Genomic DNA, 12,710 nt, shown 5'->3' on the forward strand with positions numbered 1-12,710 from the left:
ATGCAGGAACCCGGCACTCGGACGGACGCGAACCGCAGCCGCAAGCCGCTCCGCCGACGACTCACCACCCGCCGTCGGCGCGACCGCACCGCTCCCCCACACTCTGTGCCCTTCCCGTCCGCCCTCGAGCCATCCGCCTCGTCCAAGGAGTGTGCGATGCGTCAAGGTGCTCTCCCCGTCGGCCTTCTGGTCGGCGGCCTCCTCCTCACCGGCTGCGGCGCTTCGCCGACGACGGGAACCGCCGGCTCCGCCCCCGACAAGAACCCCTACGCCGCGTACGAGTCCCTCACCGGCAAGGAGCGCACGGACAAGCTCCTCGCCGACGCCAAGAGCGAGGGCGGCGTACTGGACCTGTACACCTCCAACACCGACATCCAGGACCTCGTCGACGGGTTCCAGAAGGCCTACCCGGGAGTCAAGGTCCACGCGTTCCGGGCCAACTCCGAGACAGTTCTGCAGCGTGCCCTTCAGGAGAACCAGGCGAACAAGCCGCAGAACGACGTCATGGACACCAATGACCTCGAACTGCGGGCCCTGGACGGCCAGCACCTCCTCCACGCCTACAAGGGCCCCGCCGAAGCAGGTCTGAAGGACACCGCGAAGAACCTCGGAGGATGGACGGCCGAACGGTTCAACGCCTTCGTCGTCGGGTGGAACACCGACAAGGTCAAGGCGGGCCAGGAACCGCAGGACTTCGCCGACTTCGCCGACCCGAAGTGGAAGGGCAAGCTCTCCGTCGAGGTCGGCGACTGGGACTGGTACGCGTCGATGCACACGTATCTGACCGAGGAGAAGGGCATGAGCCCCTCCGCCGTGGACGCCCTGTTCAAGAAGATCGCCGCCAACGTCAAGGTCGTCAAGGGCCACACTGTGCAGGGTGAATTGCTCAGCGCCGGCCAGTTCGCCGTGGCCCTCTCGGTCTACAGCCACACCGTCGACAAGGCGGCCAAAAAGGGCGCGCCCGTGGCCTGGCGGCCCGCCGTCGAACCGGTGATCCTCCGCCCGAACGGCATCGCACTGATGGCCCGACCACGTCACCCGGCCGCTGCCCTGCTGTGGACCGACTGGGTGCTCACCGAGGGCCAGAAGATCATCGCCGAGTCGCTGCGGATCCCGGCGGCCAAGAGCGTGCCCGGCTACAAGGACCCGATCCCGGCCGGCACCACCACCTACAGCCTCTCGAAGACCGCCGAGACCGACACCAAGAAATGGAACACCGCCTACGACGCGCTGCTGCGCGGCGTCCCCACGGCGGGCTGACCGCACTCCCCCTTCACGCCCTTCTCCAGGAGAGCACCGCATGAGGACCCGTAACACCACCCTCGCCCTGGCCGGACTACTGGTCGCGGCCGCCACCACCGGATGCGGCGGCGCCGTCACCACGGCGTCCAACGCCAAGGCGGACGGCACCTACGCGCAGATCGCCGCCCTCCCCAAGGACCAACAGGTCGCCAAAGCCAAGGAGCTCGCCCAGAAGGAGGGCAGAACTCTCTCCCTCTACACCTCGATGACCGCGGACATCGCGACCCCGATCGCGCAGGCCTTCGAGAAGCAGTACGGCATCCACGTCAGCGTCTTCCGCGGCAACTCCGAGACGGTCCTGCAGCGGGCGCTGCAGGAGGCCCAGGCCGGCAAGCCCGGCGCGGACACGGTGGAGACCAACTTCCTGGAGATGACGGCCCTGTCCGACAACAACCTCCTGGCGGACTTCAACGGCTCCTCACTCGACAAGGTCGAGGCTGCCGGCAAGTTCGCGCACTGGACGGCGAGCCGGCTGAACGTCTTCCAGCCCGCGTGGAACACCGACCTGATCAAGCCCGCCGACGAGCCGCACAGCTGGGAGGATCTCGCCCTGCCCAAGTACAAGGGCAAGCTGACGCTCGAGGTCAGCGACAGCGACTGGTTCGAGAACGTCACCAAGTACTGGCTGGACCAGGGCAAGTCGCAGGCCGAGGTGGACAAGCTCTGGAAGGCCATCGTCGCCAACTCCAAGGTGTCCAAGGGGCACACGACGATGATGCAGTTCCTCTCCGCCGGCCAGTCGCCGATGGAGGCGATGAACTACACCTACATCACGGACCGCGCCGCCGAGAAGGGCGCCCCCGTCACCCACCTGCCGCAGGGCGGGGTGTCGAAGATACCCGCCTTCGCCCGGCCCAACGGCGTCGGCATGATCAAGAACGCACAGCATCCGGCCGGCGCCTGGCTCTTCTACAACTGGCTGCTGACCGACGGCCAGAAGGAACTCGTCAAGCTCGGGCTCACGCCGTCGACGAAGGTCCCCGGGGACAAGAGCCTCAACGGCCTCACCCTCGTCCCCTTCGATGTCAAGGGCCTCAGCAAGGACGACGGCTCCTGGGACAAGAAGTACGACGCGCTGCTGCGCGGCGCCGCCACGACGGGGAGCTGACCACCGATGACCCTCGCACCCACGTCCACCACCGCCCGGGACGACGGCCCCGAAGCCCGTCCCGGACGCACACCACAGCCCGCGGAGGACCGCAGGACGCACCGGCTGCTGCGCCTGCTGCGGCGCCCGCTGTCCCTGCAGGGCCTGCTGGTCGGCGGCGCGGTCGTCGTGGTCGGATACCTGGCGATCGTGCCCCTGGGCTATCTGATCCACGACACCTTCCTCAGCGCCGACGGCAGCGGCCTCTCGTTCAACGCGTTCGCACGTGCCTACGGCGGCAACTCGCAGTCCGGCGAGATGATGCTGAACTCGCTGTGGTTCGCCCTCGGTTCTGCCGCACTCGCGCTCGTCCTCGGCACGGCCCTGGCGTATGTGCAGGTACGGACGGACACCCCGTTCAAGGGACTGTTCTTCGCGGCCTCGCTTGTGCCGCTCATCGTGCCGGGCATCCTGTACGCCACCTCGTGGATCTTCCTCGGGGATCCCTCGAGCGGGCTGCTCAACTCACTCGTCTTCAAGCCCCTGTTCGGCACCTCCCCGATCAACATCTACAGCGTCTGGGGCATGATCTGGGTACAGGGGCTGCACCTCGCCCCGGTGGCGTTCCTGCTCATGGTGGCCGCCTTCCGGGCGATGGATCCCTCGCTGGAGGAATCCGCCGCCATGTCGGGGGCCAACCGCCTCACGGTCCTGCGCCGGGTCACGGTTCCGCTGCTGCGGCCCGCCATGATCTCCGCGGCACTGCTGATGTTCGTGCAGTCCCTGGAGAGCTTCGAGGTGCCCGGACTGCTCGGACTGCAGAACGGCATCTATGTGTTCACGAGCCGGATCTACTTCGTCCTGCGTGCCTACCCCATCGACTACGGAGCCGCCGGCGCCTACGCCATCGGACTGCTGGTCATCGCGGCGGTCGGCGTGCTGGTCTCCAGCTGGCTCCAGCGCTCCTCGCGCAACTTCCAGACGGTGACGGGCAAGGCGTTCCGGCCTCGCCCGGTCGAACTGGGCAGGGCGCGTCCGTTCGTGGGCGCCGGAGTGATCCTCTACTTCCTGCTCACGGTGGTCCTGCCGGTCGCCGTCCTCGTGTACGCCTCGTTGCTGAAGTACTACGCCGCACCGACCCGCAAGACCCTCAGCCAGATGAGCCTGGCCAACTACCGTGCCGTCTTCGACATGCCGCTGGCCTTCACGGCGCTGAAGAACTCGCTCATCGTGGGCGTGGGTGCCGCGACAGCGGTGATGCTCCTGACCGCGATCGTCTCCTGGGTGGTCCTGCGCACCAGGGCCCCGGGCCGACGGCTGCTCGACCTGCTGGCCTTCACCCCCATCGTGATCCCCGGTCTCGTGCTCGGTCTGGCGCTGTCGTTCGTCTATCTGCGCATGTCGCTGCCGATCTACGGCACGCTGCTCATCCTGCTGGTGTCGTACTGCACGCGGTACCTGCCGTACGGCATGCGCTACTCCTCGTCCGCGATGGCGCAGATGTCACCCGAGCTCGAGGAGTCGGCGGCGGTGTCAGGCGCCTCGTGGTTCCAGACCTTCCGCCGTGTGCTGCTGCCGCTGATGAGCGGCGGCATCCTGGCCGGCTGGGTCTACATCCTCGTCGTGTCCTTCCGTGAGCTGTCCAGCACGATCCTTCTGTACAGCCCCGGCAAAGAGGTGCTGTCGGTGCTGATCTGGGAGCAGTTCGAGAACGGCCAGTTCACCACCCTGGCCGCCCTGGGCGTCTGCATGGTCGTCCTGCTCGTCGTCCTCGTCTCCATTGCCTACCGCCTGGGTGCCCGCTTCGGGCTGCAGAGCGACTCCGCGAACTGATCGAAGGGACCTTCAGCGATGTTGACGGTCGAATCCCTCAAGAAGAGTTACGACGACACCGCCGGGCGTGCCTCCGGGCGGCGATCCGACGCGGGCACGCGTGTGTTCGCCGTCGGCGGGGTCGACTTCGAGGTGCACGACGGCGAGTTGTTCACGCTGCTCGGCCCCTCCGGCTGCGGAAAGACCACCACCCTGCGCTCCGTCGCGGGACTTGAACGCCCGACGGAGGGCCGGGTGACACTGGGCGGGCGCGTGCTGTTCGACTCCAAGCACGGTGTCAACATGCGCGCCAACCAGCGCGGACTCGGCATGGTCTTCCAGTCGTACGCCATCTGGCCGCACATGTCGGTCTTCAAGAACGTTTCGTTCCCGCTGGAGGTGATGCCCCGCGCCAAGCGCCCCGGCCGCAAGGAGATCGAGGACCGCGTCGGCCAGGTCCTCGAGGTCACCGAGCTCGGCGCATACGCGGCCCGGGCCGCCACCAAGCTCTCCGGCGGCCAGCAGCAGCGCCTGGCGCTGGCCCGCGCCCTGGTGACCCGGCCGGAGCTGATGCTCCTGGACGAACCGCTGTCCAATCTGGACGCCAAGCTGCGCGAGACGATGCGTTTCGAACTCAAGCGTCTTCAGCGGGAGCTGAATCTCACCGCGATCTACGTCACCCACGACCAGTCCGAGGCGCTGGTGATGTCGAACCGCATCGCGGTGATGAACCAGGGCCGTATCGAGCAGATCGGCAAGCCCCGCGAGATCTACACCAAGCCGGCCACGCGGTTCGTGGCCGAGTTCATCGGCACCTCCAACTTCATCGAGGCGAAGGTCGTCTCGGTGTCGGGCGGTGAGGTCCAGGTGGACGCGGCACAGGGCCGCCTCGTGGCACACGGGGTGGAAGCGGCGCCCGCGGTCGGCGACACGGTGCTCATCTCGATCCGCCCCGAGTGCGTCGACCTGTCCCGCGAGCGGCGGGGCGACGTGCCCAACGAGTGGTCGGGTACGGTCCTCACCCGCGCCTTCATGGGCGACGTCGTGGACCACATCGTGGGTGTGGGCGATCTGGAGGTCCGCAACCGTTCCAATCCCAATCTGTCGATCCCGCCGGGAACCGAAGTGCACTTCTCGGTCGCCCCGGACAAGGTGACCCTCGTCCCGGTCGACTGACCGATGGCGATACCCGAGGTACTGCGCAACAGGGACTTCGACCTCTACTGGGGCGGCGTCGTCTTCTCCCAGATCGGGACCAGGGGCGCCGTCGCCGCCAACCTCTACCAGGTCTACCAGCTCACCGGCTCGACCGCGCAGGTGGGACTCGTCGGTCTGGCCCAGGCGGTGGCCCTGCTGGTGCTGTCACCGGTCGGCGGGATCTACGCCGACCGGCTGGACCGCCGACGCCTGCTCCAGGTCACCCAGGGCGTCGCGCTGCTGGTGTCGGCGGCCCTCGCCGCGATCACCCTGGCGGGTGCCGCCACGGTGTGGTCGGTCGTGGTCTCGTCGCTGCTGGCGACGGCGGCCGCGACGTTCGACCAGCCCGCGCGGCAGGCGCTGATCCCGGCGATGGTGCCGCGCGAACGGCTCGTCGAGGCGTTCGCGCTGCTCAACCCGTCGCGCGAACTGGCTATTTTGGTGGGCCCCGCCTTCGCGGGTGTGCTGATCGCCGTCGGCGGCCCGGGGGCGGTGTACGTCTTCGACGCCGTCACCTACGCCGCGCTCGTCGTCGTCCTCGCCCTGCTGCGGGTGCCTCCCCTGGCGGGCGACGGCGAGCGGCGGTCCCTGCTGGGTAGCCTGCGCGAGGGCGTTCGCTACGTGGCGGAACGGCCCGTGGTCTGGCAGTTGATGGGCCTGGACATGACCGCCACGGTGTTCGGCGCCTACCGGGTGCTGCTGCCCGCCTTCGCCGCGGACGTCCTGCATGTGGGCGCCACCGGCTACGGACTGCTGTCCGCGGCCCCCTCGGCCGGCGCGTTGATCGGCTCGGTATGGGTGTTCCGGCTGGTGCGCACGGCGCGCGCCGGCCGGATCGTGCTCTGGGGCACGGCGGCCTACGGCCTGGCCGTGGTGGGCCTGGCCCAGTCGCGCACCTTCCCGGTGGCGGTCGCCATGGCCCTCGCCCTGGGGGCGGCGGACGCCGTCGCGACCACCGTCCGCCATGCGGCGGTACAGGTGGAGACGCCGGACGAGCTGCGCGGCCGAGTCTCCGCCATCTACCAGATGTGTTCGCGCGGCGGTCCGGCGATCGGCGATTCGGTGATGGGCCTGGCCGCGGGCGCGCTCGGCCCGGTTCTGGCACTGACCCTCGGTGGTCTGGTCCCTGCCGCCGTGTCGGGCGCGAGTGCGGCCCGCAGCCGCACGGTACGCGAGTACAGCGTGCCCACGGCCCAGCCGGCCACCTCCTGATCCTCCGACTCCGTGTGCATTTCGTTCTGTTGGGAGACACGCTTGAGTACGCACACCACGACCGAGGTCACTCACTACCACGTACAGAAGCGCCGACGAGCCGCCTTCATCGAGGAGTGGCGGAAGAACCAGCGCACCGTCGTCGCCCTCGAGGACGTCGAGATGCACCCCACCGAGCGGGGCAGCCGTGTGGGCGTCTACGTCGGAGCCGACGGTGACCGGCCCACCCGCACCATGGACGCGCTGGCCCATGAACTGGACCCGGGGACCGTGACCACGCTGCACCGTCACTCATGGGATGCCATGGTGTTCGTGGTGGCCGGCCGGGGCTGGACCGAGATCGACGGCAAGCGCATCGACTGGGGGCCGGGCGACTCGCTGCACCTGCCTGCCTGGTCCTGGCACCGCAGCGGCAACGAGGGCGAGACCACGACGCGCTACCTCACCTTCTCCAGCGCGCCGCTGCTGGAGACGATGGGCATGGCCGTCCTCGAGGACGCGGGCCACACCCCCGTGTCCGAACTGCCGCCGCGCCCGCCGTTCTCGCCGGGTCGTGACGGTGCCGACCCGTACGCCACGCGGCTGCGGCGGCTCGCCCGCGACCAGGAGGCCCGCCGCTCGGGCCGGCTGCACACCAGCTGGGACGAGCTGGAGCTGCGCAACACCCCGCGCGGCACACGCACCACGTTCCTCCTGGACCGCGCCATCGGCTACCAGGCCTCCGGCATCACGATGGCGATGTTCGAGATCGCCCCGGGCCGGGCCCAGTCCATGCACCGGCATCCCGGCGAAGCGTGGCTGTATGTCGTCGAGGGCAGCGGCGAGAGCTACCTGGGCGCAGAGCCGGAAGGCGGCGAGCGGCACCCCTGGAAGAAGGGCGACATCATCGTCGTCGACCACTTCCTGTGGCACCAGCACATCAACTCCGCGACGGACCGCACGGCCAAGGTGGTGCGGATCCATATGTTCGACAGTCTGCTGGAGACGATGCGCGCCCTGTGCGATCCGCTGGTGCTGTTCGAGGAGCCGCCGGAGCACATCCGGGATGCGCAGGCCGGTGACCCCACGACCGTCCAGTGGCCGGCGCTCACGCGCCCCACCTGGCCGTGAACGGGGGGCGCAAGCGGTGAGCACTGCGTTGCCGCACGGCGTCGCCGGGATCCATGCGCTGCCCGCCGACCACCATGACGGGCCGTGGGACTCGGTCATCATCGACCCACGGGTCAAGGAGAGGCTGCTCGCGACCGCCGTCCTGGTGCTCAGGCACGGGCGGCGGCTCGCGGGTTCGCCCGTGGCACCGCACGGTCTTGTCGTGCTGGCCGGACCGCCCGGCACCGGCAAGACGACGCTGGCCCAGGGGCTCGCGCAGGCCGCCGCCCGCACTCTGGCCCCGCACGGTGCGACGACGCTCGTCGAGGTCGATCCGCACGCCTTCCCCAGCGAGATGCTGGGCGAGAGCCAGCGCTCCGTCTCACGGCTGTTCCGCGAGACGCTCCCGGAGCTGGCCGCCCGCCGGCCCCACACCCTGGTCCTCGTCGACGAGGTCGAGGCGCTCGCGGTTCGGCGCCACGCGGCGTCCTTCCACACCAACCCGGTCGACGTCCACCGGGCCACCGACGCCGTGCTCAGTGGTCTGGACTCGTTGCGGGCGCAGCGCCCCGGCACCCTGCTCGTCGTGACGACGAACTTCGCCGAGGCCGTCGACGAGGCGTTCCTCTCGCGCGCCGACCTCGTGGTGCACACCGAACTGCCCGACGAGTCGGTGGTCCCGCTGATCGTGGCCGACTCGCTGCGCGGTCTGGCGGCGCAGTGGCCCGAACTGGCTTCGCTGGCCGAGGACACGGCAGTGCACCAGCGGGTGGGCAAGCTTCTGACCGGTCTGGACGGGCGCCGGATCCGCAAGACCGTGCACGGGGCGCTCGCGCTGCGTCTGGAGACGGCCCGGGAGCCCGCCCTGTTGAGCGTCGACGACCTCGTCGCCGCCGCGGAGGAGGCAGCGACGGCTCGCCCGTGACGGGCATGTGCAAGGAATGACTTCGGCCCCACACTCAGTGGCACGGTGTGGGGCCGAAGTGTTCCGGTCGGTCAGGCGTTCTGCCCGGCCCGGTACTCGGGAGCGTCCTCCATGAAGTGCACCGTGTCGTACCCGAGGTGCTTGAAGACGCGGTTCTGCGCCGACAGCAGCCGCAGCGGCGTGCCGTCGTAGGAGAAGAGCTGGCACACGTGGTTCTGCGGCACATACACCGTGTCGCCCTTGGTGATCTCGTGCCGGGTCGGCTCCAGGGCGACCCGCGCGTAGTACTTCTCGGCGATCTCCGCCTCGACCTCCCACTGGAGGGCGTACCCGCTGCCGTCGAGCACGTAGTACACCTCGTCGGCCATCTTCCAGTACTTGCCCGAGCGGCTGCCGGCGGGGATGTCGAGCTCGAAGGCGTCGATGGAGAAGATGCGGGCGTCGGTGCGTTCCGGCGAGGACATCACCCGGACGCGGCCGAGCGGGGTGTTCTCCCAGGTGGTGTCGGCCAGGGAGATGACCTTCTTGCGGTCCGTGACGCCGGGTGTCCAGATCCGGGACCAGTCCTCGCGGGGCCCGAACTCGGCCTCGCGCTCGACCGGGCCGCTGCGGCCCTGCTGCCACAGGCCCATGAACATCCAGGTGCTCTTGGCCTTCACCACCAGGGCGGTGGCCGTCTCGTCGTAGGGGTTGAAGTGGCGGTGCACCGAGTCGGTGTGGACGAAGACGAGGTCGTCCTTGGTCCAGTCGTAGCGCTGGTCGTCGTGGATCTCGTAGCCCCGGCCCTGGAGGATGTAGAAGGCCGCCTCGTTCTGGTGTCCGTGTCCGTGATTGCTTGACTCGGGCGGCAGTTCGACGAAGTGGACCTGGATCGTCTGGGTGAGGAAGTCCTCGTCCCCGGGGCCGACCCTCCACCACGTCCGGGACTTCTCGCTGTCGCCCGAGTGCGCCACCTTCGCGTCGTCGACGACCACGGAGTCGTCGCGGACCCGCTGGACGGCGAGCTGCCTGCGACGGTACTCACCGAGCCCGTACGTCTCCGAGGTCAGGCCGCGGACGAAGACTCGTCCCTTCTTGCCCATGGTGCCTCCTGTGATGGCCGAAGCCTTTCAATCGCCTTATGGTCTAACCATAATGCCTTCGCCGGGAGCACAAAAGAGCCCCGGGCCCAACCGGACCCGGGGCATGGCGACTTCGGGATCACTTGCGCCGGCCGTCGCCCTTCACCCGGGAAGCGGTCCGCTGCAGGTGCGTACGCATGATCTCCGTCGCGGCCTCGGCGTCACGTGCCGCGATGGCCTCGACGAACTTGCGGTGCTCCTTCGATCCGCGGTGCCCCATCTGCGGTTCGATGCTCTGCGCCTCACGCAGACTCATCAGCAGCGGTCCGTGGAAGGACTGGACGAGCATCTCGATCGCGCCGTTGTGCGTGCACGCGGCGACCCTGGTGTGGAAGTCCGCCGACATCTCCATGTCGTAGGTGCCCTGCTTGACGGCCTCCGCGTGCTCGTCGCACAGGGCGCGAAGCGCGTCGAGGTCCTCCTCCGTGGCGCGCTCGACGATGAGGGGCACGATGCCGAGCTCGAAGACGAGCCGGGCCTCGGTGACCTCGGTGGCGGTCAACGGCGACAGCGACAGCAGATCCGCGAGCCCCTCACCCACGCGCCGCGACGACGGAGCCGTCACGAACGCGCCGCCGCGGGCACCGAGCCGGATCTCGACAAGGCCGCTGGCCTCCAGGCTGCGCAGCGCCTCCCGAACGGTCACCCGGCTCACCCCGAACTGCGTACACAGCTCGCGCTCGCTGGGCAGCCGGTCACCGGGCTGCAGGCGCTCCTCCTTCAGGAGCATCCGGATCTGGTCGACGATCAGCTGCGAGACACGACTGGAGGAGACCGCCTTGAACAGCCCCTCGGCCGGGGCGGCCGCCTTGACGGGGTTCTCGGCTTCGGTGTCAGCACGCTGAGCCTGGCTGGGTCGCGATGGCATGTGCGCATTGTCCCATGACCAGGAGCTTTATTGACGCCCTTCGTCGCAATGGCTTAAAGTCATACCAACAGGCCAATACAGTGGACGCGATCCAAGGGGTGTGCGAATCCAGGTGGAGTCCTACGAAGCACTTCGTGACCGCGTCGCCATCGCCTGCCGTGTACTCGCCGTCACGGGCCTCGTCGAACACATCCTGGGTCACGTGAGCGCCCGGACCGGCCCGGAAACCCTGCTGATACGCGGACGCGGACCCGCCGAGCGCGGGCTCGCCTACACGGTCGTCGAAGACGTGCAGCAGGTCGACCTCGCCGGCACCGGTACGACCCCCTCCGGATGGAAGGCGCCGAGCGAACTGCCCATCCACACCGAGATCCTGCGGTCTCGGCCGGAGGTCACGGCCGTGGTGCACGCCCATCCGCCCGCCGTGGTCGCGGCGTCCGTGGCGGACCTGCCCTGGCTCCCCCTCGTCGGCTCGTACGACATCCCGGCCGCCCGGCTCGCCCAGGACGGGATCCCCGTCTGGCCCCGCTCGGCCCTGATCCGCAGGCGCGACCTCGCCGAGGAGATGGCGGACCACCTCGGGGACCGCCCCGTGGTCGTACTGCGGGGGCACGGACTCGTGGCCGTCGGCACCGGCGATCCCGCCCACGCCGTCGCCGAGGCCGTCACCCGGGCCCTGGCGGTGGACTCCCTGGCGCGCACGACCCTGGCCGTGGCGGCCACCGGGGCACCTCTGCACCCGATTCCCGTCGAGGACATCGACGAACTGCCCGACCTCGGCCCGGCGTTCAACGTATCGGCGATGTGGCGCCATCTTGAGGCCCGGGCGGAGCACGAGGGCCCGAGCGTACCCCTGCGTCCCTGAGCGGCCCCGCGGTACTCACCGGCACCGGCGCACGCCCTCCCCGCACGGCCGAACGGAGGATCATGCTCGTCCTGAACAACGAGGTCACGGCCGCCGTACTCACGATGCCCGACGTGGTGCGCGCCCTCGATGAGTCGTACCGGGACCTGGCCGAGGGGATCGGTGTGTGCCGCCCACGCATCGATCTGGCCCTGCCGGTGGACGACGAGCGCGTCTACCAGTGGGGGACGATGGAGGGCGGCTCCGCGCGCAGCGGCTATGTGGCCATCCGGATGAAGTCGGACGTACTCACCGAAGCCGGTCCCCCCGGCAGTCGCACCCAGGAGAAGTACTGTGTGCGCCCCGGGATGTTCTGCGGCCTGGTGCTCCTGCTGGACGCCCGCACAGGAGAGCCCGTCGCGCTGCTCAACGACGGGCTGCTGCAGCACCTGCGCGTGGGTGCCGACTCGGCCATCGGCGTGCGTCTGGGTGCCCGGGAGGACGCCCGCGTGCTGGGCCTGCTCGGTTCCGGCGGTATGGCGCACAGCCACATCGAGGCCCTCCTGACCGTCCGCCCTCTGGAACGGGTGCAGGTCTACAGCCCGACCCGTTCCCACCGCGAGCGCTTCGCCGCCCGGATGCGGGAACTGCACGGCCTCGAGGTGGTGGCGGTCGACGACCCCGAGAGCGCCCATCACGGCGCCGACCTCGTGGCCGGCTGTACCGACGCGGTCGGCGACGTCGTCCTGGGCCACCGGCTCCGCCCGGGCACACACGTCACCTGCATCGGCGGACGCCCGGACCCCCACGCACGAGAGCGCTTCGACGTGTGGCTGCGGCTCGGCAGCGCCAGCGTGCCGTCGTCGGCGCCCGACTGGGCTACCGACGACGAGTACGTGACCTACCGTGCCCGCCCGGAGGCCGCCGTCTGGGACCTCCATCAGCACGGCAGAGGATCGCGCCGGCCTCCTAACGGCACACGGGTCGTCCATCTCGAGGACGTATTGGCCGGACGTGCCCGGGCCAGGGACGACGACCGCCAGGTGACGTTCTCCGAACGCGGCAACATCCAGGGCGCCCAGTTCCACGCCCTCGCAGCGATCGTCTACGAGCGTGCCCGTGAACGTGGCCTGGGCCACGAGATACCCCGCGAGTGGCTGTTGCAGGACATCCGCGACTGAGGACACTCACCCGCAGCTCCCGGGCGGCCACGGATACTTCCACATGCCGGGCACCGGCTGAAGCAGCCGTCT

Annotated in this window: 11 protein-coding genes; 9 read left to right on the top strand and 2 right to left on the bottom strand. The window is 69.4% G+C overall.

Features of this window, described 5'->3' with window-relative positions:
• Positions 1 to 156 precede the first annotated feature (156 nt).
• From RCR19_RS41070 to RCR19_RS41100, 7 genes are read left to right on the top strand one after another with little or no spacing between them, the layout of a single operon-like run.
• Entirely contained in the window at positions 157 to 1,260 is a 1,104-nt protein-coding gene (locus tag RCR19_RS41070) for an extracellular solute-binding protein (protein ID WP_331270196.1), read from the top strand.
• A 40-nt stretch (positions 1,261 to 1,300) separates the two neighbouring features.
• Positions 1,301 to 2,410 (top strand): extracellular solute-binding protein, encoded by a 1,110-nt coding sequence (locus RCR19_RS41075; protein WP_331270197.1) that lies wholly within the window; start codon positions 1,301 to 1,303, stop codon positions 2,408 to 2,410.
• Between the two features lie 6 nt (positions 2,411 to 2,416).
• Entirely contained in the window at positions 2,417 to 4,222 is a 1,806-nt protein-coding gene (locus tag RCR19_RS41080) for an iron ABC transporter permease (RefSeq protein WP_331270198.1), read from the top strand.
• An 18-nt stretch (positions 4,223 to 4,240) separates the two neighbouring features.
• Positions 4,241 to 5,377, top strand: a complete 1,137-nt coding sequence (locus RCR19_RS41085; protein ID WP_331270199.1) for an ABC transporter ATP-binding protein — start codon at positions 4,241 to 4,243, stop codon at positions 5,375 to 5,377.
• A gap of 3 nt (positions 5,378 to 5,380) precedes the next feature.
• Positions 5,381 to 6,610 (top strand): MFS transporter, encoded by a 1,230-nt coding sequence (locus tag RCR19_RS41090; protein ID WP_331270200.1) that lies wholly within the window; start codon positions 5,381 to 5,383, stop codon positions 6,608 to 6,610.
• Between the two features lie 42 nt (positions 6,611 to 6,652).
• Entirely contained in the window at positions 6,653 to 7,720 is a 1,068-nt protein-coding gene (locus tag RCR19_RS41095; RefSeq protein ID WP_331270201.1) for a cupin domain-containing protein, read from the top strand.
• A gap of 16 nt (positions 7,721 to 7,736) precedes the next feature.
• On the top strand, positions 7,737 to 8,624 hold the full coding sequence (locus tag RCR19_RS41100; RefSeq protein WP_331270202.1) for an AAA family ATPase: 888 nt from the start codon (positions 7,737 to 7,739) through the stop codon (positions 8,622 to 8,624).
• 71 nt (positions 8,625 to 8,695) lie between these two features.
• Here RCR19_RS41100 and RCR19_RS41105 read toward each other — a convergent pair whose 3' ends face one another.
• Together RCR19_RS41105 and RCR19_RS41110 are read right to left on the bottom strand one after the other, a co-directional pair.
• Positions 8,696 to 9,706, bottom strand: a complete 1,011-nt coding sequence (locus tag RCR19_RS41105; RefSeq protein ID WP_331270203.1) for a cupin domain-containing protein — start codon at positions 9,704 to 9,706, stop codon at positions 8,696 to 8,698.
• A 118-nt stretch (positions 9,707 to 9,824) separates the two neighbouring features.
• Entirely contained in the window at positions 9,825 to 10,613 is a 789-nt protein-coding gene (locus tag RCR19_RS41110; RefSeq protein WP_331270204.1) for an FCD domain-containing protein, read from the bottom strand.
• A 112-nt stretch (positions 10,614 to 10,725) separates the two neighbouring features.
• Here RCR19_RS41110 and RCR19_RS41115 point away from each other — a divergent pair, with 112 nt between their 5' ends.
• Together RCR19_RS41115 and RCR19_RS41120 are read left to right on the top strand one after the other, a co-directional pair.
• On the top strand, positions 10,726 to 11,478 hold the full coding sequence (locus tag RCR19_RS41115) for a class II aldolase/adducin family protein (protein WP_331270205.1): 753 nt from the start codon (positions 10,726 to 10,728) through the stop codon (positions 11,476 to 11,478).
• 62 nt (positions 11,479 to 11,540) lie between these two features.
• Complete coding sequence (locus RCR19_RS41120; RefSeq protein WP_331270206.1) at positions 11,541 to 12,638, top strand: hypothetical protein; 1,098 nt, start codon at positions 11,541 to 11,543, stop codon at positions 12,636 to 12,638.
• Positions 12,639 to 12,710: the final 72 nt, after the last annotated feature.

Source organism: Streptomyces sp. WAC07094 (assembly GCF_036320405.1).
GTDB lineage: Bacteria > Actinomycetota > Actinomycetes > Streptomycetales > Streptomycetaceae > Streptomyces > Streptomyces lannensis.